At 45.5% G+C, this 25,951-nt stretch carries 23 protein-coding genes and 1 pseudogene; 14 read left to right on the top strand and 10 right to left on the bottom strand.

The window, feature by feature from the left end; all coding sequences use genetic code 11:
• Positions 1-11 precede the first annotated feature (11 nt).
• The 9 genes and pseudogenes from M2387_RS24660 (at position 12) to uraH (ending at position 8,159) form a co-directional block, all read left to right on the top strand.
• Positions 12-1,301 (top strand): maltoporin, encoded by a 1,290-nt coding sequence (locus M2387_RS24660; protein ID WP_259053309.1) that lies wholly within the window; start codon positions 12-14, stop codon positions 1,299-1,301.
• A gap of 121 nt (positions 1,302-1,422) precedes the next feature.
• On the top strand, positions 1,423-2,340 hold the full coding sequence (gene malM / locus M2387_RS24655; RefSeq protein ID WP_259053307.1) for a maltose operon protein MalM: 918 nt from the start codon (positions 1,423-1,425) through the stop codon (positions 2,338-2,340).
• Positions 2,341-2,693: 353 nt separating this feature from the next.
• A pseudogene (locus tag M2387_RS24650) lies at positions 2,694-3,047 on the top strand (integrase core domain-containing protein); the annotation flags it as partial.
• Between the two features lie 425 nt (positions 3,048-3,472).
• Positions 3,473-3,832, top strand: coding sequence for a hypothetical protein (locus M2387_RS24645; protein WP_259053305.1), 360 nt, complete (start codon positions 3,473-3,475; stop codon positions 3,830-3,832).
• On the top strand, positions 3,833-4,606 hold the full coding sequence (locus M2387_RS24640) for a hypothetical protein (protein WP_259053303.1): 774 nt from the start codon (positions 3,833-3,835) through the stop codon (positions 4,604-4,606).
• Complete coding sequence (locus M2387_RS24635) at positions 4,603-5,262, top strand: colicin-like pore-forming protein (RefSeq protein ID WP_310572802.1); 660 nt, start codon at positions 4,603-4,605, stop codon at positions 5,260-5,262. The genes M2387_RS24640 and M2387_RS24635 overlap by 4 nt, the downstream gene beginning before the upstream one ends.
• A gap of 821 nt (positions 5,263-6,083) precedes the next feature.
• Positions 6,084-6,896 (top strand): AraC family transcriptional regulator, encoded by an 813-nt coding sequence (locus M2387_RS24630; protein ID WP_259053300.1) that lies wholly within the window; start codon positions 6,084-6,086, stop codon positions 6,894-6,896.
• Between the two features lie 53 nt (positions 6,897-6,949).
• A complete protein-coding gene (locus M2387_RS24625) occupies positions 6,950-7,603 on the top strand; it encodes a LysE family translocator (RefSeq protein ID WP_259053298.1) in 654 nt (217 codons plus the stop codon).
• A gap of 130 nt (positions 7,604-7,733) precedes the next feature.
• Positions 7,734-8,159: a hydroxyisourate hydrolase gene (uraH, locus tag M2387_RS24620; protein WP_259053296.1), complete on the top strand. Its 426-nt coding sequence runs from the start codon at positions 7,734-7,736 to the stop codon at positions 8,157-8,159.
• Positions 8,160-8,238: 79 nt separating this feature from the next.
• On the opposite strand, the gene M2387_RS24615 is transcribed toward uraH, so the two are convergent.
• The 5 genes from M2387_RS24615 to M2387_RS24595 all read right to left on the bottom strand — a co-directional run bounded on the left by M2387_RS24615 (position 8,239) and on the right by M2387_RS24595 (position 13,221).
• Complete coding sequence (locus M2387_RS24615) at positions 8,239-8,538, bottom strand: DUF1889 family protein (protein ID WP_259053293.1); 300 nt, start codon at positions 8,536-8,538, stop codon at positions 8,239-8,241.
• Positions 8,539-8,738: 200 nt separating this feature from the next.
• Positions 8,739-9,626, bottom strand: a complete 888-nt coding sequence (locus tag M2387_RS24610; RefSeq protein WP_259053291.1) for an alpha/beta hydrolase — start codon at positions 9,624-9,626, stop codon at positions 8,739-8,741.
• 151 nt (positions 9,627-9,777) lie between these two features.
• A complete protein-coding gene (locus M2387_RS24605) occupies positions 9,778-11,208 on the bottom strand; it encodes a 6-phospho-beta-glucosidase (RefSeq protein WP_259053289.1) in 1,431 nt (476 codons plus the stop codon).
• 29 nt (positions 11,209-11,237) lie between these two features.
• Positions 11,238-12,116 carry a beta-glucoside kinase BglK gene (gene bglK, locus M2387_RS24600; RefSeq protein WP_259053286.1) on the bottom strand — a complete coding sequence of 293 codons (879 nt, stop codon included), beginning with the start codon at positions 12,114-12,116 and terminating at the stop codon, positions 11,238-11,240.
• 385 nt (positions 12,117-12,501) lie between these two features.
• Complete coding sequence (locus M2387_RS24595) at positions 12,502-13,221, bottom strand: GntR family transcriptional regulator (protein ID WP_259053284.1); 720 nt, start codon at positions 13,219-13,221, stop codon at positions 12,502-12,504.
• Between the two features lie 197 nt (positions 13,222-13,418).
• Between M2387_RS24595 and M2387_RS24590 the strand changes: the two genes are divergently transcribed.
• The 4 genes from M2387_RS24590 (at position 13,419) to M2387_RS24575 (ending at position 17,356) form a co-directional block, all read left to right on the top strand.
• Complete coding sequence (locus M2387_RS24590) at positions 13,419-13,733, top strand: PTS sugar transporter subunit IIB (protein ID WP_259053282.1); 315 nt, start codon at positions 13,419-13,421, stop codon at positions 13,731-13,733.
• A 229-nt stretch (positions 13,734-13,962) separates the two neighbouring features.
• Positions 13,963-15,285, top strand: a complete 1,323-nt coding sequence (locus M2387_RS24585; protein WP_259053280.1) for a PTS sugar transporter subunit IIC — start codon at positions 13,963-13,965, stop codon at positions 15,283-15,285.
• 20 nt (positions 15,286-15,305) lie between these two features.
• Positions 15,306-15,623, top strand: coding sequence for a PTS lactose/cellobiose transporter subunit IIA (locus M2387_RS24580; RefSeq protein WP_259053277.1), 318 nt, complete (start codon positions 15,306-15,308; stop codon positions 15,621-15,623).
• A 56-nt stretch (positions 15,624-15,679) separates the two neighbouring features.
• Positions 15,680-17,356, top strand: a complete 1,677-nt coding sequence (locus M2387_RS24575) for a carbohydrate porin (protein ID WP_259053274.1) — start codon at positions 15,680-15,682, stop codon at positions 17,354-17,356.
• A gap of 92 nt (positions 17,357-17,448) precedes the next feature.
• Here M2387_RS24575 and M2387_RS24570 read toward each other — a convergent pair whose 3' ends face one another.
• Positions 17,449-19,650 carry a TonB-dependent siderophore receptor gene (locus tag M2387_RS24570; RefSeq protein WP_259053271.1) on the bottom strand — a complete coding sequence of 734 codons (2,202 nt, stop codon included), beginning with the start codon at positions 19,648-19,650 and terminating at the stop codon, positions 17,449-17,451.
• A gap of 235 nt (positions 19,651-19,885) precedes the next feature.
• On the opposite strand from M2387_RS24570, the gene fes reads away from it, so the two are divergent.
• Positions 19,886-21,172 carry an enterochelin esterase gene (fes, locus tag M2387_RS24565; RefSeq protein ID WP_259053269.1) on the top strand — a complete coding sequence of 429 codons (1,287 nt, stop codon included), beginning with the start codon at positions 19,886-19,888 and terminating at the stop codon, positions 21,170-21,172.
• A gap of 40 nt (positions 21,173-21,212) precedes the next feature.
• On the opposite strand, the gene fepB is transcribed toward fes, so the two are convergent.
• From fepB to M2387_RS24545, 4 genes are all read right to left on the bottom strand, one after another.
• On the bottom strand, positions 21,213-22,232 hold the full coding sequence (fepB, locus tag M2387_RS24560; protein WP_409040414.1) for a Fe2+-enterobactin ABC transporter substrate-binding protein: 1,020 nt from the start codon (positions 22,230-22,232) through the stop codon (positions 21,213-21,215).
• A gap of 156 nt (positions 22,233-22,388) precedes the next feature.
• A complete protein-coding gene (locus M2387_RS24555) occupies positions 22,389-24,074 on the bottom strand; it encodes a methyl-accepting chemotaxis protein (protein ID WP_259053267.1) in 1,686 nt (561 codons plus the stop codon).
• Positions 24,075-24,332: 258 nt separating this feature from the next.
• Entirely contained in the window at positions 24,333-24,782 is a 450-nt protein-coding gene (locus tag M2387_RS24550) for a cupin domain-containing protein (RefSeq protein ID WP_259053265.1), read from the bottom strand.
• A 199-nt stretch (positions 24,783-24,981) separates the two neighbouring features.
• On the bottom strand, positions 24,982-25,896 hold the full coding sequence (locus tag M2387_RS24545) for a LysR family transcriptional regulator (protein WP_259053263.1): 915 nt from the start codon (positions 25,894-25,896) through the stop codon (positions 24,982-24,984).
• Positions 25,897-25,951: the final 55 nt, after the last annotated feature.

Genomic DNA, 25,951 nt, shown 5'->3' with positions numbered 1-25,951 from the left:
GGAGATGACTGATGATAACTCTGCGCAAATTACCCATAGCACTGGCTGTTGCCGCTGGTGTCCTTTCCACTCAAGCTATGGCTCTTGAATTCCACGGCTACGGACGTTCCGGTATTGGCTGGAGCGGAAGCGGCGGTGACCAACAATGTTTTAAAACCACTGGCGCATCAAGCAAGTATCGTCTCGGCAACGAATGCGATACTTACGCCGAAATTAAATTAGGTCAGGAGCTGTGGAAAGAGGGTAATAAGAGTTTCTTCCTCGACACCAACGTAGCATATGGCATTGATAATAGCCGGGGCGACTGGGAGGGTACGACCCCGGGCTTCCGTGAACTGAATGTCCAGGGTAAAGATCTTATCGATGCCCTGCCAGGCTCCACTATCTGGGCCGGTAAACGTTTCTATCAGCGTCATGATGTCCATATGATTGACTTCTACTACTGGGATATTTCAGGCCCGGGTGCGGGTTTAGAAAACGTTGATCTGGGCTTCGGTAAATTATCTCTGGCAGTCACCCGCAACTCAGAAACGGGCGGTTCTACTACCTGGATTAACGATAAACTCGAAAAAGCGCCTTACACCATCAGTGATGTCTACGACGTCCGTCTGGCGGAGTTAGAAACTAACCCTGGCGGCTCACTGGAGCTCGGCGTCGACTATGGTCGAGCCAATACTGCAGAACATTACTCATTAGAACCCGGCGCCTCAAAAGATGGCGTGATGCTGACCGTTGAACATACCCAAAGCATGCTGGGTGGCTTTAATAAATTTGCCGTTCAGTATGCCACTGACGCCATGAGCTCCGCCAACAACGGCCGCCCTGAAGGTGCCAATATTAATAACAACGGCCATATGGTCCGCGTTCTTGACCACGGTGCGATTAACCTGGCGGAAAAATGGGACCTGATGTATGTCGGTATGTTCCAGGATATTGACCGGGATAACGGCAACGGAACCACCTGGTACACCGCAGGCGTGCGTCCAATGTATAAATGGACCAATATCATGAGCACCCTGATGGAAGTGGGCTACGACAACGTTAAGTCCCAGCGTACTGGCTCACGCAACGATCAGTACAAAATCACCCTGGCTCAGCAATGGCAGGCTGGTGACAGCATCTGGTCTCGCCCGGCCATCCGCGTGTTTGTCACCTACGCTGACTGGAATGAAAAGTGGGGTTATAACAACGTGGATAACAGTCCATACAAAGGCGTGGCGCAAAACGGAACAATCGGGACTGATAGCCGCGGTAAAGACAATGAATTTACCTTCGGTGCACAGTTCGAAGCCTGGTGGTAATAGCAGTGATGCAGCCGTTCTTTAGAACGGCTGCTCTCTTTTGATGACGACGGATTTGCTCACTTTGCCAACCTTGCCTGGGTAACGTTAGCGCCGACGCTCTATATATGAGGGTAAAATAATGAAAAAAAATCTTCTGACTCTTTGTCTGGTACTGGCGATGGGAGCGAGTGCTCCTTTAGCGGTACAAGCCGCATCGACCATCTCCCCGGCAAATGTCTCTATTGCACCAACCATTAATACCACCACACTGCAACAGCTCCCCTGGCAGCCATTAGTCCCGCCTGTGACACAGGACGTTAAACTCACCGCCCACAGCCCGCAGATCTCGCAGGGGAACGTTGACGGCGCTGTTGCCGCCTTTGCCCTGCCCGCCGATCGCGGTTCACTGGAAATTACGCTCAGTAGCCTGGTGTCTGATAACCAACTCTTTGCCCCAAGCGTGCTGGTGTTAGATGAACAGATGCGCCCGGCGGCCTATTATCCGGCCAGCTATTTCACCTATGAGAAAGCGGGCATTATGGTAAGCGACCGACTGCAAGGGGTGATGAAACTGACTCCGGCTCTGGGTCAGAAACAAATTTATCTGCTGGTCTATACCACCCGCGATGAGTTAGCAAAAAGCACCACCCTACTGGCTCCAGCCAAGGCTTATGCCATGGGTGTAGGCAACGCAGTACCAAATATTCCCGATCCCGTTGCTAAACATATGCCAACCGGTGACTTAAAAATTAAAGTCGTCGCAGAACAGACCATGGGCAATATTATGATTGGTCTGACACAGCCAGCACCCGCCACAGCGCCTGTCGTTGTCGGTAATACGGCTCAACCCGCCGCCAACTCGGCACAGGCACCGACTCCAGCCAAACCGGCAGCACCGGTTCTGAGTGAAACCGAAAACTACTTTAACAAAGCGATTAAAGATGCCGTGAAAGCAGGCGACGTCGATAAAGCGCTTAAATTGTTAAATGAAGCAGAAAATCTGGGCTCCACCACGGCCCGGGAAACCTTTATTGGTAGTGTTAAAGGCAAGGGTTAATTCCCTGGACTGCCAAATATGGCTCGATGACTGGTGCGCTTTGGCGCACCTTTTTTTGTTTGGGTTGCAGGTAAAATACCTGCATGAGGATTAATATAGTGAACCTGAGGTAGTTATTTCGAGTCACCGGACATTAATACGTAATACCTAAATTCATACCTTCCTCTTTCCGTCATCAATCTAAAGATGATTACTGATGCACCCTTGATGCCAGGAATTGCATGAGCGCTATCCCAATGAAAATATTAATAAGGCTGATAAGAGCACTAATGCTGTCCCAGTATGTCCACTGGCGAAAAACCATAACACTAGCGCTGCACCAACCATCGTTAATGCGCCTTGCAATACACTACCGGTTCCCGCAAAAGCTGCAGACAAACAACGGCGGCGAATTTATCTCGAAATCGATAGACCGTTGGGCCAATGAAAACGGAGTGACTATGGACTTCTCCCGCCCTGGAAAGCCTACGGATAATGCCTTTATCGAGTCATTTAATGGTAGCTTGAGGGATGAATGTCTGAATGTGCACTGGTTCCTGTCTTTGGAAGATGCTCTAGAGAAAATTGAACACTGGCGGCAGGAATATAATCATTTTCGCCCGCATTCATCGTTAAATAACCTGACTCCGGTGGAATTTGTCCGAAGTCATCAAAAAGTCCGGATCTCTGACTTAGCATGGTACGGATATTGGGAGGAGGTCAAATAGAAAACTTTAAAAACATCCATAATTGAGTTACAAAAAATTTTATTAGCCAAGTAAACACGTTCAGAAATTTGCAACACTATTGTACTCAGTAAAGGTAGCGCATTTATTTAGAGTGTAATATGAATATATTACATTATTCATTATTGCATCTAATTCCTTATTTACTTAAAACATTCTTTATGTACCATTAGAAACCTAAAATCGACTAATTTCACTAGTAAATATATGACATACCCGCTTCACTATCAGAAAAAAAACCTCAGCTTTAGCATTGCTTTTAAATATTACCTAATAACATGGGTCATGTATTAAGAACAATTGAAAAATTTACTATGAAATTAAAATAATGTAATTTTTACACATCAAAAAATATTTATATACACAGTATTATTTAGTTAATCATTCCAAGAAAAGGAAAATAATATATGACAAGTTCAATTGCATACTATAAAAATGGTACGCCTTATACTCATGATGGTCAGATAGTTATTGTTATTACCTGTAAAACTCCGACAGGAAATCGTCTTGGGGGAGATAACTCTACTAGTTCAGGGGGAGCATCTGGTTCAGGGACAGCGTCTGGTTCAGGGACAGCGCCTGGTTCAGGGGCAGTGTCTGGTTCAGATGGAGGTAAATTAGATCTAAGCTACGCTGCTTATCGTGCAACCATAAACAAGTCTATTAAACAATTAGAAAACTCACTAAATGTTCAACGTGCCAGAACAGAAGAGTTCGCGGCGCAAATGAAGAGGGAGAAAACAAAAAGGGATGATTTAACTAATTAATTGAAAAGTATAGTTACAGTTAAACATCCTGATGTTACTGCCCTTGCTCATCAAAATAATAGAGATTTGGAGGCATTTGCCCGGTGGCAGGGACAAGCACGTGCAGAAAAACAAGTTCGTGATGAAGCTGAAGCAGCAAAAAAATCATTTGAGGAGGAACAATGCAAGCTGAATGAAACCGAACGTCAGTTAAAATTAGCACAAGAAGAAACAAAACGGTTGGCTACTCTCAGTAATGAAACTCGAACCATTGAGATTGCTAAGCAAAATCTCACCATAGCGAAGTCTGAACTGTCGAAGGTGAATGCAGATATTCAAAGTAAGCGTGCTGTTGTTACTCGTTTATCTGGCGAGGTAAAGGAAGCTCAGATACGTGCTGACAGTAAACCCCGAGGTTTTTCTGGATGGACAAATGTTCAGAGTAAACTTGACAAACAGTTGAAGGGAAAAAAAGATGAATATGCCGCAGCAGAAAGGTCTCTTAACGTAGCAACTAATAACCATACTGATAACGTGAAAAAAGTCACTGAAGCAGAAAAAATGTTAAAACTGGTTACTGATAATCTAATTAACCCACAAATAAAAAGTACAGTTGATACAACAGTAACATCATGGAAAAATTTGGCCACTAATAGTAGTTCTATCGATATAACCGTAGACGGATTTGTCTATTCTGTAACACTGAATAATTATGGTAATGTAATATCAACAGTTAAAATAAAAGATCGGCCTTATACTAAGCCTGAAATTCTAAAAGTTAATATAGCAATATAGCAAAAGAGCAAAATAAAAAACCAGGAGACCTATACCCCGAGCTAGACTTCAGCAAAAACGATCCTCAAAGAAAATCTCAGGCGGAAAAAAATGCTCAGGACCTGTTCAGTTCGTTCCCAACGAATCCTATCAGTATAGCTTCTGATTTTTATAAGTCATTGGCGGATAAATTCGGCGACCGCTTCTCAGAAAAAGCGAAATCATTACCCATTGAATCTAAAAGTAAAAAAATACGTAGCGCCACTGAAGCTATTGCAGCATTCGACAAGTATAAGAATATTTTGAATAAAAAATTTAGTATTACTGACAGAGTCGCAATAGCAAAAGCGCTGGAATCTATTGATAAACAGATGATGGCAGCTCAACTAAAAAAATTCGGAAAGATGTTCGGCATCATCGGGGAATCGTTACTATGGGGACAATTTTTAGCAGGAATAGTAAAAGGGTTGCGAACCGGTGAGTGGGAGGATGCCATTATTGGTGGAGAAAAAATAGCCGTAGGGAAAATAGCAGCCTTTATCGCTGTAGTTGCATTTAGCAGTATAGCTGTATCCCCAGTCGGAATAATTGGCTTCTCTTTTATAATGGCGACTACATCTGCTCTAATAAGCGATGATATGCTAAAAGACATGAACAATTTGATCCTTAGCATTTAATGATTACTAATAAAAGAAATGATTAGTTATCATTTCTTTGTTAAATTTTTCAAGAATAAAAAAAAACCTAAAGGAACTGAAAGAACAAGACACAAAGTAAATACTCCATTATTCCAGTATGTCAATTCTTTTGTTTTATGACAAACTTGCTCCATCCAGTTAACAACAAATGGAAAAAAAACACTACTCACCAAACAATAAATAATAAAAACGGCCCCTTCCGTCAAGTTCATTCCAATATAAATACTGGAAATTAAATAAACAAGAATATAGAAAATTATACATATGGAAAAATTTTTTTATATGCCGTCACAATGATTTCATCCTTAAGTATTTCATTGAGAATAATAAAAAATTTAAATTAATAAGAGTTTTAAGTCAAAAATAATTTTAGCCGCATTTTACTTCTTTATCAAATATGTCTTTGCCTGCTGCTTTGTGGCCTTCACTTTGTAGGGTTGCCCGGATTGTATCGGAATGCTAACCCACATACCTGCGTTTACGGTTTCAGATCACAGTCATTTACTTGTATTCGAATAGAATTTTTACAATACTTCATGTCCACTCGCCCTAAAAACTGGTGTGTTTATAAATATAATTTTCTCGTAATCTGAACTGATGAGAATTCTATGAAAAAATCGCGTTGCACGTCTGAAAAAGCTGGAAAACGAAAATCAGCGCCTTAGAAAAAGGTATGCCTAAAAATGGCTAAAAACCAAAATTATTCAGGAAGCCATAACAAGTATTAACGTCGCAGCCCTAGCACTAAACCTGTATGCTTTATGACTGGTAAGATGGCATCAGGCTGGCGGAGAGCTATAGTGTCCCAGGTACGCGATATTAATCAGTCTTTCTGGCGGTGTTCAGAGCTTTCCTGGGTGGAGTTACGTTCAACTTGGGCAAGTACTTGTGCCTATAAGCTTCACCAGCATGCACAGCTCTCTCTGGGGGCGATTATTGAAGGTGGAACATGCTGCGTGATTGACGGAATTGTCTGTCAGTTGCAGGTTGGGGATATTGTGGTTATTAATGCTGGCGCACCACACAGTTGTAATCCTGTGGGCTCGAGAGCGCGTAGCTATCATATGCTCTATCTTGATGTTGAATGGTGCCAGGCAGCACTCGGATATGGTTTACAGCCCCTGCTCAGTACCCAGCCGGTGATTCAGGATGCCGCTCTTTTCCAGCAGTATCTGAATATTGTCTGTGCGATACAGCGCAATAATATCAGCGATATTACCGCGGCAATAACCAGGTTTGTGCGTGATCTTCCGGGGATACAACCGGCCATCGCTCCGCCGCTGCGTTCTTCAAGCCAGGTATTGCAGCAACGTATTCTCGCCTGCCCGGAGTCACCACCAACGCTTGACACTCTGGCTCAGGAAATATCCCTGTGTAAAGAGACGCTGATCAGAACCTTTAAACAGGATACCGGGCTCACGCCGGGAAGTTTTTTAAATATCACTCGCATTGAATATGCCAAATCTCTGTTACGTGAGGGCAGAAATATCATTGATGCCGGGAATGATAGCGGGTTTGCCGATCAGAGCCATTTCCACAAAACCTTTGTTCGTTATACCGCCGCTACGCCCAGACAATATGCCCTGAGTAAATCAATAATGGACAATAATTAGTACTGCGTCTGCCATACAGTGGCCTCAGAAACGATTAACTGAGGTTTTTTATCATGGATCTATGGCAAAGCTTGTTTCCTGCTGCCTTTCCACTGCTGGTGATATCCCATTTTGTTGCACTTTTAAGTCCCGGCCCCGATTTTTTCTTATTAACCGGATATGCGATTCGCTACCGGGTTGCGGGCAGTATCGGGATTGTGGCGGGTATTGCGACCGGTAATGCGCTCTATATTCTGCTGGCGATAATCGGCTGGAGTGAGCTACGTGAGATGCCCCATTTATTTATCGCCATTGAACTGGCTGGGGCAGCCTATCTGTTATGGATTGGTTCCCGGCTCTGTCGTAGTCAGCCTGAAGGCATTGTGCTTAATGCTGTTACAGTGCAGCGCCCTTCTGTTCCGGCACAGTTTTTACTGGGGCTGGCATCATCCCTGTTGAATCCCAAGAATGCGCTGTTTTATCTGGCGCTCATGACCAGTCTGCTGGGCGCTAATGTCACGGTATTACAGCAAAGTATCTGTGGGCTATGGATGGTAAGCGTGGTGTTTATCTGGAATCTCCTGGTGGTATCATCGATTGGTCTGCCTGCGATTCAGTATCATTTAAAACGGCGTATTTATCTGTTTGAGCGTGCTGCGGGTGCTATTTTAATCTTTTTCTCGGGTGTTATTCTGTGGCAGATTATACCTACGATATATAAAATATAACCAATATATACACCCTTGTAGCTATGGATAATATTAAACAAAAGTTTAACTTTCTGCCGTTGACATCCAAAGGCTGTCGGGACTAATTTTAGAGGTATATTAGTCTTTATCACCTCTCACTGGAGTTAACATGAATAATATATTGAAATCTTCGCTGGCATTAACACTAATAACTGCATCAGGACTTGCACTTGCAGCAACAACTCCCATGGTTAAAAACCCACTGAGCGTTCATGTTCTTAATCTACAAACGGGTATTCCCTCAGAAGGGGTCACCGTATTACTGGATAAAAAAGAGGGGGATAAGTGGGTCCGTTTAAATTCGGCTGTCACTAATGATAATGGCCGTATTGCGGGTCTGTATCCGGAAGGAAAAGATATTGAACCAGGAAATTATCGCGTAACCTTTGAAACAGGCGCTTATTATGCCGCGCAAAAACAAGATACTTTCTTTACTGATGTCCCGGTAATTATTAATGTGAAAAAATCGGGTGAGCACTATCACGTACCTCTATTGCTGAGTCAGTACGGATATTCAACTTATCGCGGAAGCTAAATTATTTAAATATAAAATGGACGCCACCTGGTATAAGGTAAAGCGTCCGGTCAGGTCAGTCAGTTAAGGGGTTTGTTACTCACACCAACTCTCTGAGTTGCTCCCGCATATAGGAAGAAAAATACTCTGGGTTTTTGATAACAATATGTTCGCCGGAATCAACCCTGTCGGCCCATTCGACGATTTTACTGGTAAAGCCGGTATTCCACCCATCCTGATTACCGCGTGCAGTAATATCAGTGACATCAGTGGACACTCCCAATTCTTTCAAATACTTAAGCATTCCTTTAATCGTGCTTTCATCCATTGAATGTGGTTCTGTTGCTGAGGTATCCATACCGCCAATGAAGTCTAGTGCTTTATCAATTACTGCTGCCATATTCTTATCCTTAAAATTGACCCTGTAATAAATAATCCAATAATATGGCCAGATATTAAGTAAGAAATCAAAGAGATCATTCCATTTATCATCTCTACCTCCCATTATTTAAAATATCAGGTATTACTTTTTTCTGCTTCATCGGAACAGTGCTATACTTACTGGCTGCCATATTTCTTTACCTGACAGCCGCCCTTCCGTTAATATTCTGTTAAATACTGCCCCACATCCCGATAAGCACTAAATATGCAGTCCAGGTGTGTACTATTTTCAAGCAATCTGAACTGAAGCCGGGCATTGCCATACCGGCTGGCAAAATCAGCTAATGACTGAGCGCTAAAGAGTTCATCGCGACCAGCCGCCAGGAAGAGCGTTGGTAGCGGCAGTTCAGTCAGCTGCTTGTCCGGGTTACGCGGAGTCAGGGCATTCGCCATATTAACGCTGTACTTACTGACAAGACCTGGCGTCGTCGCCAGTACTGAGGCCGGGAAATTAAGTTTGATGGCCGGGAACTGCCCAAACAATAATCCCCCGCTGATAGCATTAATGATAAATGGCCACTTGCGCACTTTGGCAAAGCTTTGGGTAATAGTCGTAGCGGGAGCTATTCTGGCAAAGGGGCCAAGTTCAGGAGCCAGCATAATCAGGCTATCGGCATGCTGTTTGAACGGATAGCGGGTAAGATAGTTCAGCAGCATGCCAGCGCCGCTGGAATGGCCAAGTAAATGTTTACGTGCCTGTGGAAAGCGGCGATTAATTTCACCTGACAGGGTATCAACATCTTCCCAGATGCGCTCAGGGCTCTCAACTTTCCCACGTTCTCCCGTTGATTCTCCATGGCTACGAATATCAACCAGGCAGACAGCGACGCCCGGGATCGTACTCAGTTGTTGGGCCAGAATGGGATAGCCAGCGGCACGATTGACGCCACCGCCATGATAAATAGTGACTACATGGTCCGGCTCATCATGCTGCAAATAGAGGGAGTAACTGAGACCAGCAATATTATCTTCAGTGATAATCGCGCTATCGGTCAGGGTTTCGTCGTAGTATTTTGCTTGTGTAATATAGTGATGAAAATCGATCACGATGGGAGTTCCGTCTGCATATTCTAATATGGGCTTACCTGCAAACGATTATCCGCTAAGCCTGGTCATCAGGCAACTGACTCAATCCTTTATGTTTTTGTGTTTCCTGCTTCTGGCTTTCTCAGCCAGAAGCAGGAGATAACGCCGTCGATTAAAGGTTTTCACCGTTAGACGCTATGACTTTCTTATACCAGTCAAAAGATTTCTTGCGGCTACGATCCAGGGTGCCATTACCTTCGTTGTCTTTATCAACGTAGATCATACCGTAGCGTTTTTTCATTTCGCCCGTACCCGCAGAAACCAGATCGATACAGCCCCAAGGGGTGTAGCCCATCAGATCAACGCCATCTTCAACCACCGCTTTTTTCATCTCAGCGATATGCGTCGACATATAGTCGATGCGGTATTGATCGTCCACCGAACCATCATCGTTGCGAACGTCGATCGCGCCAAAACCATTTTCAACAATAAACAGTGGCAGCTGATAATGATCCCAGAACCAGTTCATCGAGTAACGGATGCCAACAGGATCGATCGCCCAGCCCCAGTCAGATTTAGGAATATGTGGGTTAGGCACCAGACTCTGGGTTTCGTCATAGTCCAGCTGCGGGTTATCGTCGGTCGCTTTAGTGGCGAAAGACATATAGTAACTAAAGCCAATATAGTCGACACAACCCTGCTGTAGATCTTCCAGATCCTGCTCGGTAATATCGAGTTCAAAACCACGGCGTTCAAAGTAATTCAGCAGGTGCTGAGGATATTTTCCGCGGACATGAACATCGGTAAACCAGTAGCGACGATGCATGGCATTCATCGCCATCATAATATCATTAGGTGCGCAGGTCAGAGGGTAGATTGGACACATGGCTATCATGCAACCCACCAGCAAGTCCGGGTTAATTTCACGCGCCGCTTTGACTGACAGAGCACTGGCAACTAACTCATAGTGTGCAGCCTGGTACATTACCGGCTCACGGTCTTCGTCTGCGGTATATTTCAGACCTGAGTTAGTAAATGGCGCAAAGTCTTCGTGGTAGTTAGCCTGGTTGTTGATCTCGTTAAAGGTCATCCAGTACTTCACTTTATGCTGATAGCGCTCAAAAACGACTTTGGCGAAACGGACAAAGAATTCGATCAGTTTACGATTACGCCAGCCGCCGTACTCGGTCACCAAGTGATAAGGCATTTCAAAATGCGAGAGCGTGATTACCGGTTCTATTCCGTGTTTCAGGCACTCATCAAACAGGTCGTCATAGAATTGCAGGCCCGCTTCATTTGGCTCCAGCTCGTCACCCAGTGGGAAGATACGCGACCAGGCAATAGAGGTCCGGAAGCAACCGAAGCCCATTTCGGCAAACAGAGCGATGTCTTCTTTATAGCGATGGTAAAAATCAATAGCTTCATGGTTAGGATAATTTTTCCCGGCAATGACTCCGTCAGTAATTTCACGCGGGACACCATGCGCACCAGCGGTCATCACATCGGCGACGCTGACGCCTTTTCCGCCCTCTTTCCAGCCACCTTCCAGTTGGTGCGCTGCAACCGCGCCGCCCCACAGAAATCCTTCTTTAAATCCTGACATATTCTGTTCCTCAATGAGAGATGGCCAGTCTACGACTGGTCAGATTGCTGATTAAAATGGTAAACCGCACCGATAAGCCCGGCATCATTGCCGTGGCTGACGGTATCGATAGATTGTTCGATACCAAACCAAGCCAGATGTTTGCGAAGCAGTGCGAGGAATCCCGGGCGTTCAACAATACCGCCGCCGATAAAGATGGTCTGGGGATCAAACAGATTCACCAGGTTATAGAGACCGAGACCCAGGTTATTCAGAAAATCATCGACCAGTCGCTGGCAAACAAGATCTCCAGAATCGTAGAGGGCGAAGACATCTTCGCCCGTCACTTCGCTTAAAGTCAGGCCCGCATAGTCTGCATAGTGCTGGCGCAAAATTCGCAGCGTGCAGGTTTCATTCATGGTGTAACGGCGGATATTGCGTGGGCCGGGACGCTCAGTCACCATGTAGCCAAATTCCCCGGCACGAAAACGTGCTCCATGTACCAGTTGGTTATTGCAGAGAATGGCGCCACCGATTCCGGTACCAATGGTCATCACTAAGCAGTTAGCCATAGAAGCCGCTTTACCCTGCCAGCGTTCAGCCAGTAATACGCAGTTCGCATCGTTTTCAATCGCCACCGGAAGATGGGTTCGTTCTTGCAGCCAGGCTTTAATATCAAAGTTATCAAAGCGACGGATAGCGCCACCCATTTCAATAAAACCGGTATGCGGATTAACATAACCCGGCGCGCTAATGGCGATACCTTCGCACTTAGGATGGACCGAAATCCATTGCAACATGGCCTGCAAGATTTGCTCACCATCGCACTCGTTAACTGTAACTTTTCCCTTATCCAGTATTCTGCCGCCAGAGGTAATGACTCCCATCTTTAGCGCAGTACCACCGATATCAAATGCAGCAATATTCATGCGATGACCTCTGTCTACCAGACATTCAATTGATGATGTTCCCTTCCTCTTGAGAGAGGGAAAAACGATGACATGCTGGTGTTATTAACCAGTAAATAAAGCTTGATAGGTTTTAGCTTAATTATCTGGCGTCAGGTTTAGGAAAATACTAATGAATCACCCGGCTAATAAGCAAGGTAAGGAGAGTTAACGAAATGAACAACTTTTGAACCTGTTTTACAATTACTCAGGTCACAGAAAGGTGATAGTTTCCACTCTCTCTGGGTAAGAGGTGCAGTTATTTGATTTTTATTGAACCATTTTTTAACCGGGAACTGTGATCAGTATTCACAATCCAGTCTCCCGGCAGCACAATTCATTGCTGATGAAAAAAGAAAATTCTCTGTCAGGGAATATGAGTTAACATCTTGCGCGATAAGAAATATTTAACCTGGAATTCGAAGGAGTTATTGTAAAGAATAGAGTAATCAACGGGGTTATTACTCTCATCGATCGACTGCGTTTCCATTTTTATAATCGGATCGCGGGTACTAATATTGAGCATTTTGGCAATTTCATGCGTCGGGTGTACCGGCTGGAACGACTCATAGCAGCCGATTATCTGAATCCCACACTCTTTCTCAATGTACGAGAACTTCGATTGTTTCATATGGTTAATCGTCAAATCAGGGAACTGATTCACCGACATCCAGGTTTCTTCCAGCTGCATCGGAATATTATCGATAAAGCGTAATCGTTTAGAATAATAAACAGGATCTCCCACAGCCAGACGTAAACGACCGGCAATATCCTCTGAAGCAGTTTGAAGTTCAAACCTTAAGACCTGACTGTTGGCCTTTTTTCCTTCTTTTTTAGCAATTTCAGTAAAGCTGTCCATATGGGTCACGGAGGTCTGAAAATGCTTATTTCTGATATAAGTACCTGAACCATGCCGCCGTTCAATAAACTCTTCATCTTCCAGTACTTTCAGTGCTTTTCGCAGGGTATTACGCGAGACATTATAGAGTTCTGCCAGCTCCTTTTCGGTCGGAAGCATATCGCCAATATTGTAGGTCGGGCTGGCTATTTTACTTTTTAGTAAGATAATGACATCTTTGTAAACCACTTTTGAACCTCTTTTTTTAATTTTAAATCAGTTATTTACAATCAAATCCCACTACTAAATGTAGCATATGTTCATTTTTATCTCTGTTTTTAAACCACTCAGCCCTTACTAACTGTGATCAAAATGGCAGATGTTCAGATTGATATTCATTAACTTGTTTCTCAACCTGAACAGCAACATCTATCGAGAAGATCACTATGAAGAATATACTCTTAGTCTGTGCAGCAGGCATGTCAACCAGTATGCTGGTAAAACGTATGCAGGAACATGCTGGTGCAAGCCAAGTTGAAGTCAATATTAATGCTCTCGCTATCTCTGAAGCTAAGGATAAAATCAAGAAAAATGAGGCCGATGTTGTACTGTTAGGACCTCAGGTTCGTTTCCAGAAAAAAGAAATTGAAGATATTACCCAAGGGAAAATTCCCGTCGCCGTTATCGATATGAAACAGTACGGCCAGATGGATGGAAAAGCGGTATTAGAAACAGCCTTGAATTTGATTGAAAACCACTAGTCTTCATGTGGCTCATAACTGCATAAATTCTATTTTTATACTCGGGTAAGTTTTTTCATTTATTAATGAAAATAACTTGCCACGGCTATGATATTAAACTGCTTTATAAATAACACGTATCCAATAACAATTTCATACTCCTAATCGCTGAACATTTGCAGGAATAAAACATAAGTTTTATTCAGGCATTTTTTGGTGTGAAGAGTATATTAACTATAAAGGGCTCATCATGAGTTTAATGGATGCCTTTGAACGCGGCATGGAAAGAATTCTTGTCCCTATCGCGATTAAATTAAATTCTCAGATACACGTTTCGGCTATTCGTGATGCATTTATCTTGTCATTCCCTATCGTCATGGCAAGCTCACTGATCGTATTAATTAACTTTGCCATTCTGTCACCGGATGGGTTTATTGCTTCACTGCTACATCTGGGAACGATATTCCCTAACTTAGCTGAAGCACAAAACGTTTTTTCGCCGGTCATGAATGGTTCCGTTAATATCATGTCGATTATGATTGCGTTTCTGGTCGCACGTAATATCGCGATCAGTTATCAGCAAGATGATTTGTTATGTGGATTAACGGCAATCGGCGCCTTCTTTGTGGTCTATACCCCCTATCATATGGTGGACAGTCAGGCTTATTTGACGACTCAATACCTGGGCCCACAAGGATTGTTTGTTGCCATTATTGTTGCGATGCTGACCAGCGAAATATTTTGTCGCCTGTCTCGTAACCCGAAAATTACCATCACAATGCCCGATGCCGTTCCCCCGGCGGTTGCCCGGTCATTTAAAGTTTTGATCCCTATTTTCTTTGTCATGGTTTTCTTCTCAGTCCTGAACTATCTGCTGACGAAAATCTCACCTAATGGCCTGAATGAGCTGATCTATACCCTGATCCAGGCACCGCTGAAAGATATGGGCACTAACATCGTTGCGGTTCTGATCCTCGGTGTCGTAGCCAACTTCCTCTGGGTACTGGGTATTCACGGCCCGAATACGGTTGCCGCTATCCGCGAAACCATTTTCTCTGAAGCCAATCTGGAAAACCTCTCCTTCGCGGCAACTAACGGAACTACCTGGGGAGCGCCTTACCCTATTACCTGGGGTAGCATCAATGATGCCTTTGCCAACTACGGTGGTTCAGGCATGACGCTGGGCCTGTTGCTGGCTATTTTCATTGCTTCACGTCGTACTGATTATCGTGATATCGCCAAAATGGCCTTTATTCCGGGACTGTTTAATATTAATGAGCCGGTTATTTTTGGCCTGCCGATTGTATTAAACCCGATTATGGTCGTGCCATTTATTACCGTGCCATTTGTTAACAGCTTAATCGGTTATTTCTTTGTCACCATGGAAATTATTCCGCCAATTGCTTATGCCGTCCCCTGGACCACGCCCGGGCCATTAATTGCCTTCTTTGGTACAGGAGGAAACTGGCTCGCGCTGTGTGTAGGCCTCTTGTGTCTGGCGGTATCAACATTAATTTATTTACCCTTTGTTATTGCCTCTAATAAGGTCCTTACCGCCGAGGCTACGAAATAATACTATTACGGAGAAGAACCATGTTTGCCGATGAAAGTACTGTTATGGAACTGCTTATCTATGCCGGACAAGCCCGTTCTGATGCCATGGAAGCGATATCCGCAGCACGTAACAAATCATGGGATGAAGCAGACCAGCTGATGGAATCATCAGAACTGGCCTGCCGGGAAGCCCATAAAATTCAGACAGCATTAATCGGGCAGGATGAAGGTTGCGGAAAAGTCACCGTCAATCTGATCCTTGTTCATGCCCAGGATCATCTGATGACAGCCATGCTGTGTCAGGATCTGGCAAAAGAGATTATTGCCTTAAGAAAAGAAATGCTCGCGTCAAAATAACACCACCAGCCTTCAGCCTCTCTGGCTGAAGGCATATAATAATTAAAGGTTCCCCTATGTATTCAAGTAAATTGAAGGTTAGCTTATTGTCTTTATCCGTACTTTTAGCTTTATCCTCGACAAATACTCTGGCGGCTAAATTAACCGTTGAACAACGCCTGGAAATGCTCGAAAACCAATTATCAGAAAATAAAAATGAATTAAAGAAAACACAAAAAGAACTGGCCGTTTATAAAGACAAAGTGGCGGTATTACAACAAAGCACTCAAGGAAATATGCTTTATGCCGCATCCCAGGATAATCTGACCGCCTCAGCCCCGGTTGCTGATAATATTGAAAATGAAAACCCTGTTGCCGGAAGTGTGTTTGCTCCAACCCCAGTGACCAGCACTCAAAAAATTGCCGTGGTGAATAATGAAGGCGGTAAAACACGCGTTGAAAATGTCACCATGAAAGATGTCAGTAAATATATTAAAGATGATATCGGCTTCAGCTATGAAGGCTACTTCCGTTCCGGCTGGGCCGCCGCTAACCGTGGCTCCGCGCAAACCTATGCGGCGGGTTCACTGGGTCGTTTTGGTAATGAAATGAGCGGCTGGTTCGACTTAACTCTTAATCAGCGGGTCTATAATCAGGATGGTAAGACCGCTAACGCAATCGTCACCTACGATGGTAACGTTGGCGAGCAATATAATGACGCCTGGTTTGGTGATGATGCCGGTAACGAAAATATTATGCAGTTCAGCGATATTTTCCTGACCACGCGCGGGTTCCTGCCTTTTGCACCGGAAGCGGATTTCTGGGTCGGGAAACACAAGCTGCCTGAATATGAAATTCAGATGCTCGACTGGAAGTCACTCACCACACAAGTTGCCGCAGGTGTCGGTATTCAAAACTGGGATCTGGGCGTAGGCCAGTTAGATGCGTCCGTCAGCCGTAACGATGTCGATGTCTATTCCCGTGATTTCAGCCGTACCACTCAGATGAATACCAACTCGGTCGATCTGCGCTACCGTAATATTCCACTCTGGGAGAAAGGTTCGCTGTCGCTGATGGGTAAATATGCGTTTGCCAATAAAACAGACGCCCAGAAGAGTAACGAAAGTAATAACTCCTTCTTTGAGCTGAAAGATACCTGGATGGGAACCGCGATTATCCGTCAGGATCTGCCGCGCGATACCTTCAATGAGTTTACCTTACAGGTTGCGAATAACTCCTACGCCAGTAGCTTCGCTAACTTCTCAGGTGCCAGTAACTCCATGGGGAATGGTCGCTATTACTACGGCGAACAAACCGACGGCAAAGCCTGGCGTCTGATTTCCCAGGGTGAGATGTATCTCTCAGATAATATCATTATGGCCAACGCTCTGGTCTGGTCACATGGTAATGATGTCTATAGTTACGAGAGCGGCGCCCACAGTGATTTCAACAGCTTCCGTACCGTTGTCCGCCCGGCGTGGATATGGGATACCTGGAACCAAACCGGCGTTGAGTTAGCCTGGTTTACTCAGAAGAATAAAACTGAACAGGGTGTCAGCCTGAAAGAGTCGGGTTACAAAACCACGCTCTACCATGCACTGAAAGTCGGACCTAGCTTGTTAGGCTCTCGTCCGGAAATTCGTTTCTACGGAACCTACCTCAATATTATTGATAACGAGCTGTCGAACTTTAAGTTTAATGACAACAGTAACAATGAGTTTATGGCGGGGGTGCAAGCTGAAGTCTGGTGGTAATGCCATTAGCGGCATCTAAAATTAGGGGTTAATCTGAACGGCACCTGACTTTAACTGAGTCAGGTGCCGTTTTGTATTAGCTCAACCTAAAACTACCAGCTATAACTCACCGTTGCGAACATACTGCGGCCAGAGCCGTAGAAGCACGCTGCGCTGTTACTACAGGAGGCAACATAGTGCTTATTTGTCAGGTTACTGACATTAAACTGTACCGTTGTACCCTTCAGAGTAGGAATCGCTTCCCCAAGATCATAGCGGGTCATCAGGTCATATAATGTATAAGCGGGGACCCGGGTGGTTTCGGTATTATCGCCGTAGCTGCTACCGGTATAACGGACGCCGCCACCAAAGGTGAGGCTCTGTAAAGGACTATTCAGGAAAGTATAGGTACTCCACAACGAAGCCATATGGCGCGGAACCGCCCCCATCGCTTTGCCTACCTCATTCGCCTTATTACTCTCTTTAATCACCTGATCTGTCAGCGTGTAATTGGCTATCACCGCAATTTCAGGCGTCAGTTGAGAGTGCACTTCGCTCTCAAATCCTTTAGAGCGGATTTTACCGATCTGCTCGTTATAACCCAGACCATTATTGTAGGACGTAATATTCCTTTGCGTAATATCAAAGAGCGACAGGCTCAGCAGAGTATCACTTCCCACCGGCTGATATTTTACCCCGACTTCCGTTTGTTCACCGGTCGTCGGTTTAAAGGCGGCTGTACCCGGAGCCCCTCTGTCGAGATTAGGTTCAAACGAGGTACTGTAGCTGATGTAAGGGGACAGGCCGACATCAAATGCATACAGCAACGCAGCACGGCCGGTGAACTTGCCGTCATTTTGTTTCTGCTGGGAACCGTTAGTGCGATCGAAGGAACGCACTTCGCTCCAGTCATGTCGCCCTGACATCAATAGGTTCCAGTTTTGCCATTCCAGCTGATCCTGTAAATAAAGACCTAACTGGTCGAGCTTTTTCCGACTGTCGATAGTCTTTGTCATCTCACTTTCATCAACCGGTATGCCGTAAACCGGATTAGCCCAGTCGAAGTTATATTTATCGCCACCCACGCGCCACAGTTCAGACGTGGTATCACTCCATTTATAGTCCAGACCGATAATCACGTTATGGGATAACTGCCCGGTATCGAATTTAGCATTCAGGTGGTTATCGAAAGCGAGTTCATTACCATGGCCGTCTTCACGCTGGGCACGGCGGGAAATATTGGTCTGTGAGATTTCTGGATTGCTCCAGGTGTAGACCATATATTTATTTCGGGTATTGATGGTCGAGTAACGCAGGTTCTGCGCCAGGGTGATATTTTCATTAAAATTATGCTCAAACAGATAGCCTACTGAAGTCTGTTCGCGCTTCGACAAATTATATCCAGGATCACTGACATCCATATCATAAGGGATATACTGCCCTTCATCCGTTGGCTTAACCGTTCCCACATCCGGCAGGAAGTTGCGGAAGCCCGCTTTAGGGTCATTCTGGTAATGGGCTAATAAGGTAAAGCTGGTATCGCTATTGGGTAGCCAGGTCAACGCCGGGGCAATCGCAAAACGTTCTTCTTTGTAGTTTTTAACAAATTGATGCTGAGTACTGGCAATACCGTTCAGACGATAGAGCAATGAGTTGTCATCACTCAATGTCCCGCCAAAATCAAAAGCCACTTCACCCAAATGCTGATTACCCGCACGGGCCTGCACTTTATGGATAGGTTCCACTGTCGGGCGCTTGCTGGTCATATTAATCAGACCACCAGGGTTAACCTGTCCATATAACACGGATGCCGGGCCATGGACTAATTCCACACGCTCAAGCATCCAGGGATCTATCTGACCACTCGCGCCACCCTGGCCACTCAACCCATAACTCAGACCATCAAGAAACTTCGGTGCATAACGGAAACCACGAACCACCACTTCATCGTTACGGTTAGAAGAACCGCGATAATTAGTAAAAGCACCGCTGGTATAACTCAGCGCATCAGAGACAGATGCTACGCCCTGCGCTTCCATCTGAGCACGTGTGACCACAGAAACACTTTGTGGTGTCAGTAACAGAGGGGTCGCCGTTTTTGTTGCCGCATCGCTACTTTTAGCAACAATCCCTTTTAGGGGTAAAGAAGGCGATTCCGGGGCGGTAGTCGCAGTAACGACTAACGTATCTTCCTGCTGTACCGCTGCGTGCAAAGGTAAAGCCGTACCGAGTAACGTCGTCAATATGACGGAGATTTTTTTACGGGAGAACCGGCTGGCGCTTACCACATAGTGTTTGTTATTGGTGGTCATCATCAATGTCTCTGGTTTTTTTATTAAAAGAATGAATTTTTTGGGCTTCTTTTTTGCCGGATATAGCGGAAAAACCGCTCCGTTCTGGCCTGCATCAAAATCACCCTTGCCGAAAAGTAAAGTATCGTAATGTAAATGTAAATTACTATCAATCTCATTTGCGTTTACACTATTGCGGAATTATTGATACTTTGGCAGCGTCAAATATCAGTGCGACTTACGCAGAAAGGGGAAGAGGATGGTGTTACAGCCGGATGGAACGGTCAGTGCATGGCTCGCAGAAAGCGCAGCAGGAAGTGAGAGCTGGTGGCAAAAGGTGGCTGTCACAGGTACACCAGTGGCGGAGAAACTGCCTGATGACGGGCGACTAAAACTGACTTTTTTGTGGCGTGATGAGCAGGGAAACGAGCTGACCTCTCCCATTGAGCGCGTCTATCTGGATATTAATGGTGTCACAGACCATCACAGTTTTTCTCCAGCCAGCCTCGAGCGGCTGCCGGGAACCAATATCTGGACGGCAACGGTCGATATCAGTGATGACTGGCGCGGCAGTTACAGTCTGATCCCGGTCAATAAATCCCAGCTCCCTACGCCTTCTGAGGCAGCTCCCGAACAACAACGCAGGCAACAGCGTGAATGGTGGTGTTCATTGTTTCCGGCAACCATTGCCGATCCTCTGAACCCAAACAGGCCACATGGTAATTCGCGAGGTATGCGCTTATCCGCAATTCATTTACCGGCAGCCCTCAGCCAGCAGGCCTGGCATCAGGTTGATAGCGGAACCTGTCGATCAATTGACGATAATGATTACCTTCTGGAGTGGCAAAGCCCGCGCCTCGGTAATCGTCGGCGAACCTGGCTCTGGCAGCCTGCGGGTAGCGAAGGGCAAATATTGCCGCTCGTGATTCTACTGGACGGGCAAAACTGGGTAAAAAATATGTCTCTGCTGCCGATGCTGGAAGAACAATCTCGTCGGGGCGAACTCCCTGCCGCAGTCTGGCTGATGATAGATGCCATCGACGATGAAACACGCTCCCGAGAACTTCCTTGTAATGCCGACTTCTGGCTGGCCGTTCAGGAAGAACTGCTGCCGCTGGCGCAAAGTCACACTCTGTTTACTGACTCCCCTGTCAGGACTATCGTCGCAGGGCAAAGCTATGGCGGGCTCGCCTCTTTGTATGCCGGGCTTCACTGGCCGCAACGCTTCGGTTGCGTACTGACACAGTCCGGCTCTTTCTGGTGGCCTAATATGAAATTTATGACCCATTATGAGCAACGAGAAGAGCATGAGCCCGGTTTCCTGACTCAGCAAGTGGCATTGTGTTCTGAAGCCGCTCCGCTGCGCATTTTCCAGGAAGCAGGCCTGTTTGAAGAAGATATCCATTTTGTAAACCAGCAAATGAATCAGGAGCTGCTGGCTGTCGGACATCAGGTCAATTATCGCAGCTATCAGGGCGGGCATGATGTCCTGTGCTGGCGCGGTGGGTTAGTGGATGGTGTGCGCTGGTTATTGACTGAACGCTAAAAGCAACAGTGCCCGGATAGATCAGATCCGGGCAGAAGTATCAGGGTGTTGATGTCGTTGCTGGAGTCTTAGCTTCCATAGCAGGCTGTTGTGATGAACCAAACAGTTCATTGAGACGTTTAATCAGCCCCATCGCACTATAGTAGTCCAGCCGGAAGGTTTCTGGCCCCATCACATAGACATGTTTTGCCTGGATAGCAGGCAGATGGCCCAGCAGCGGACTGGTAAGCAGTGATTTTTTATCGTTCTCATCGGCAGCAAACAGCAGCAGAGACTGGCCATTGAGGCCGGTAACCAAATTCTCGCCCTCCAGCAGTACGATATCATGTCGTTTACCCGGCGTTGCACGTGGCAGTACATTCTCCGGCAAGGGAGCCAGCTCAATACCTGCATCAATCAGAAACTTACCCTGGGCTGATTCCGCCGTCCAGACACTCGCCGACTGCGTCATAATATCCCAGACCATAGCATTGACAGGTTGCCAGGCAAGAGTGAGTTGCTGTTTCATTTGTGTAAAAGCGGTGTCGAAATCACTAATGCGCTGTTCAGCTTGCTCCTCGTGACCGGTTATTCTACTGAGCAATCTGAGCATTTGTTGCCAGCTTTTATCGTCATAACTGACCACAATCACCGGTGCCAGACCCGACAACTGTTCATAAAAAGCCAGTGCAGAGTCACCCCCGGAAGCACTCACCAGAATGAGGTCTGGTTTCAGCATCGCGATATTCTCAACGCTTATCTCACCACGACCCAGTTTAGCGACCCCACGTTCACGGGCTATCTCACCCCACTGACGAAAGAAACCCTGGGCATCAGAGGTCTGGTTATTGGCTGTGGTGGTACCACTGGCGATGATTGGGGCATCAATAGCCAGTAATGAACCGGTAAGCGTAATACTGGTTGAGACTATACGCTGCGGGGGTTGAGTCAGGATATGCGTTCCGCGGCTGTCTTTAAACTCACGCGGCCAGCCCTCCTCTTCTACTGCAAATGCATGACCAATCAACAAAAAACTACACAGAAAAATAATCCAGGAACGGGTGGCGCTATTTCTCATCATGGCAGGCTTACACTTTAAATGTGAATGGTTATCATTTTCATATGTGAGATGTAAGGATGCAAGTCTTTCTCAGAATATCCTCTGTGATTTAAGGGTCGGGATTTTATCCCGACCCTTAACCTGATGTATCAATTCAGTGTGTCAGGGCAATCGCGATTAGAAACTTTCCCAGTCACCAGCGTCAGTTTTCACTGATTCTTTTTTGCTGGCTATAACGAATTTCCGGGTCTGAGGGGGAGTCACTGAAGCGGTCGTGTGTGACAAGCCGATACGGAAAACACTCATCAGCGAGACCAGTTTAGCCGCCTGGTCACTCAGGCTTTCAGCCGCGCTGGCGGACTCTTCAACCAATGCAGCGTTCTGCTGAGTAACGGCATCCAGCTGTACAATGGCATCATTAATCTGGCTGATTCCCTGCCCCTGTTCTTCGGTCGTCACACCAATTTCAGAAATCAGGCTAGAGACTTTATGCGCCTGTTCAACCAGGTCATTAATTGTCTCACCCACCGAGCTGACTTTCTCAGAACCCTGACTCACGGTGCGCAGGCTCTCACCGATCAAGCCTTTAATTTCATTCGCAGCAGAGGCCGAACGTTGTGCCAGGGAACGAACTTCACCGGCAACCACAGCAAAACCACGGCCCGCTTCACCGGCACGAGCCGATTCTACGGCTGCGTTCAATGCCAGAATATTGGTCTGGAACGCAATACCGTCAATCACACTGATGATATCGCCAATTTTCTGTGAGCTGCTGTTAATATCCTGCATAGTGAGTACTAACTCATGCACGGCTTTACCACTTTGTGTCGCTTTTTCACTGGTTGCCTGAGCCAGGCGATTAGCTGAGCGCACGGTATCGGTATTCTGACGAATAGTCTGACTCATTTGTTCCATGGAGGCTGCGGTCTCTTGCAAACTCGCGGCTTGTTCTTCAGTACGCTGGCTTAGGTCTGCGCTTCCGGCTGCAATTTCACGGGACCCAATTGAAATAGAATCACTGCTATCCCTAACCTGACGCACCATCTGCTGCAGGCGTTCACGCATACCGTCCATCGTCGCCAGTAAGCTACTGTTATCACCCTTCTGTAAAGTGACGACTTTCTCAAGATCGCCTTCAGCCACCTGTTTAGCCACCTGCACGGCATAGACGGGCTCACCACCCAGCTGTTTTTTCACTGCCCGACCAATACTCCAGGCAATCAATAACCCAATCAAAGCACTGATAATCGTCATCAGCAGCAACAAATTCCCGGCCTTTTCAGTATCACTGATATAGTGACGGGAGAGATCAACCGTAATTCCAGCATGGGAGTTACTCATAGTCGTCAGAGCATCAAGCACCTGCTGCTGCGGCCCGATAACTTCATCTGCGACAATTCTGCGGGTTTCATAATAGTCACCGGTAGTACTGGCTTTCATCGCTTTACGTACGGACTCAGAATAAGGCGGACGCACCTCATTCAGACGATCCATAAATTCACGTGATAGCTTGAGTTTTAACGCTTTATCCAGCTGCTGTAACAACGCATTATTGTCGATGATCCGCTGTTCAAGGATCAGATTTTTCTCTTTGATATACGTCCGGTATTCATCATCGCTATGCGGCTGAGTAGTGTATAAGGCAAGATCACGAATATCCTGGGCATTATCAGTAATATTGTCCTTGATCTTGATGATCAGCTGTAGATTGACCAGCCGAGTATTGACCGCATAATCCATATTGTTTGCCACAGTGGTTAACTGCATCCTGGCAAATAAAGCCACAATAAAACCAATGGCTATCACCACTGCAAACCCGGCCGCAAGCATTGTGCTAAGTCGCATACTTTTCAATTTGTTCATGAATCCCTCTGGAACGAAAAAATAATATCAAGATGATGAAGGGAGGTAATAAAGAGAGTAGATAGCAGTAGGTTTTATTATTGAGCGCTATCAAACTAAATATCGGCACTCATGCAGTTATCTTTAGCGTAATAATGCTATTTTTATAGATAATTATGGCTACGGATAAATATCATTATGATCGGTAAGCCATTAAAAATAACCCGGTCACTTTTAGCACAGTTCCGGGTTACAATATTATGACGGTTCAAATAATCGTTATTTGTCGGCAACGAAGTGATCGTGATCGCCAACCGGGATATAAACACGTACCCACTCTTTACCTTCGATGATGTCCCAGCTATGGCCTTCACCTTGGGTATCATCGGCAAGTAGTACGGTACCAGGCTCGATGATAAAGGTAGAGCCGTCACTCACTTTGAACTTAAGTTTTCCTTTCATAGTAACAACATACTGCTTTTTAGGTGCAGGATGAACGCCCTTCTGCCACTCTTCAAAGGTGTTACTAAAATAGAGATTGTCAGAGGAAAGCTTCGCTAAAGACGGGATTGAGCCGCGGATAAAAGCAGAGTGATTATCTGCGGTATTAATCAGTTTTATCACTGGAATACTGTGTTCAGGCGCTTCTTTTTTTGTGGGTTCTGCATGTACTGCGATAGACATAAGTAAGCTTATTACCACCCCTGACAGGCGTGTTATTTTTTTCATTATCGCTCTCGGCATTAATTTTCGTTGTTAATAATTAGATGAATAAATCGTCATGTTTTGTAAGCGACGACTAAAATAGTACAACAAACACAAAACATTTCGTCAATATCATATATCCTGGTTTTTTTAATTAAAAAACTAAAAATAGCTAAAGAAAATGGGATGCCTGAAATTATCCAGATTATTTTCTCAACCAGAATTACAACACCGTATCGTTTACGGATAATAAGTGATCAATTAATGCTCTTACCTGGGGTTGTAACATGCGACTTTCAGCATACATTAACCAGATATCCGTTTTATCAGGTCGATAATCGGTAAGTATCTCAGTGAGACGTCCGGCCCCCAGAGAGCGGGCAACCATATTGTAAGGTAACTGGATGATACCCATTCCGCTGTCGGCAGCACGCACCAGCCCCATACCCTCATCGATATAAAATCGCGTTGGGGGCAAATACTCATTCAGAGTATGGTTAACTCGATAGCGCCATTTGTTTAAACGACCACTGATTTGTGAGCGATAAATAAGGCACTGATGATGATGCAATTCATCCGGATGTACTGGCTCGCCATACTGCTGAATATAATCTTCAGATGCGCAAGTAATATATTGTTCAGTATCTATTTTTCGAGCAATCATACTACTGTCAGCAATCTGACCAATCTGTACGGCCAGATCAACGCCATCACTGATTAAATTACACTGTTTATCACTGAGTCGAATATCAAAATTAACGTCCGGATAACGGCGAGAGAAACTCCCTAATTGTGGAATAACAGAACGCCCGCCATAAACACGGGGTAAATGAAGACAGATATTACCGCTCAGTTGTTCGGCAGACTCTGTTGCTCTGGACTCAATATCATCCAGAAGATTCAACACTTTCAGATAGCCTTCATATACCTGATGGCCTGAATCTGTCAGTTGTAAGGCTCTTGTGGTACGGCGGATTAAGCGTGTATTGAGGTTTTTTTCGAGCAGTGCGACGCTTTTGCTGATAGCCGATGCTGACATGCCCAGCTGACGCCCCGCCTCACTGAAATTTTGATACTTAACCGAATAAATAAAGGCTGTAATATTAGCAAGGGAGTTATTTTTTAATTTAACCAGCATAATAATAACGCTTATTTAGCGTAATGTTCCTTGCGACCTTAGCAAATAAATATGA

Source organism: Klebsiella sp. BIGb0407 (assembly GCF_024807845.1).
In the GTDB taxonomy this organism is placed as follows: Bacteria; Pseudomonadota; Gammaproteobacteria; order Enterobacterales; family Enterobacteriaceae; genus JGM124.
This window is presented reverse-complemented; position numbering and strand designations above follow the sequence as displayed.

What these genes read in the sequence shown, in the direction of transcription:
- M2387_RS24585 (WP_259053280.1), top strand. Translation starts at nt 13,963, where the DNA reads ATGAGTTTAATGGATGCCTTTGAACGCGGCATGGAAAGAATTCTTGTC.
- bglK (WP_259053286.1), bottom strand. Translation starts at nt 12,116, where the DNA reads ATGAATATTGCTGCATTTGATATCGGTGGTACTGCGCTAAAGATGGGA.
- M2387_RS24625 (WP_259053298.1), top strand. Translation starts at nt 6,950, where the DNA reads ATGGATCTATGGCAAAGCTTGTTTCCTGCTGCCTTTCCACTGCTGGTG.
- M2387_RS24545 (WP_259053263.1), bottom strand. Translation starts at nt 25,896, where the DNA reads ATGCTGGTTAAATTAAAAAATAACTCCCTTGCTAATATTACAGCCTTT.
- M2387_RS24555 (WP_259053267.1), bottom strand. Translation starts at nt 24,074, where the DNA reads ATGAACAAATTGAAAAGTATGCGACTTAGCACAATGCTTGCGGCCGGG.
- M2387_RS24605 (WP_259053289.1), bottom strand. Translation starts at nt 11,208, where the DNA reads ATGTCAGGATTTAAAGAAGGATTTCTGTGGGGCGGCGCGGTTGCAGCG.
- fes (WP_259053269.1), top strand. Translation starts at nt 19,886, where the DNA reads ATGGTGTTACAGCCGGATGGAACGGTCAGTGCATGGCTCGCAGAAAGC.
- malM (WP_259053307.1), top strand. Translation starts at nt 1,423, where the DNA reads ATGAAAAAAAATCTTCTGACTCTTTGTCTGGTACTGGCGATGGGAGCG.
- M2387_RS24645 (WP_259053305.1), top strand. Translation starts at nt 3,473, where the DNA reads ATGACAAGTTCAATTGCATACTATAAAAATGGTACGCCTTATACTCAT.
- M2387_RS24615 (WP_259053293.1), bottom strand. Translation starts at nt 8,538, where the DNA reads ATGGCAGCAGTAATTGATAAAGCACTAGACTTCATTGGCGGTATGGAT.
- uraH (WP_259053296.1), top strand. Translation starts at nt 7,734, where the DNA reads ATGAATAATATATTGAAATCTTCGCTGGCATTAACACTAATAACTGCA.
- M2387_RS24580 (WP_259053277.1), top strand. Translation starts at nt 15,306, where the DNA reads ATGTTTGCCGATGAAAGTACTGTTATGGAACTGCTTATCTATGCCGGA.
- fepB (WP_409040414.1), bottom strand. Translation starts at nt 22,232, where the DNA reads ATGATGAGAAATAGCGCCACCCGTTCCTGGATTATTTTTCTGTGTAGT.
- M2387_RS24660 (WP_259053309.1), top strand. Translation starts at nt 12, where the DNA reads ATGATAACTCTGCGCAAATTACCCATAGCACTGGCTGTTGCCGCTGGT.
- M2387_RS24570 (WP_259053271.1), bottom strand. Translation starts at nt 19,650, where the DNA reads ATGATGACCACCAATAACAAACACTATGTGGTAAGCGCCAGCCGGTTC.
- M2387_RS24590 (WP_259053282.1), top strand. Translation starts at nt 13,419, where the DNA reads ATGAAGAATATACTCTTAGTCTGTGCAGCAGGCATGTCAACCAGTATG.
- M2387_RS24550 (WP_259053265.1), bottom strand. Translation starts at nt 24,782, where the DNA reads ATGAAAAAAATAACACGCCTGTCAGGGGTGGTAATAAGCTTACTTATG.
- M2387_RS24575 (WP_259053274.1), top strand. Translation starts at nt 15,680, where the DNA reads ATGTATTCAAGTAAATTGAAGGTTAGCTTATTGTCTTTATCCGTACTT.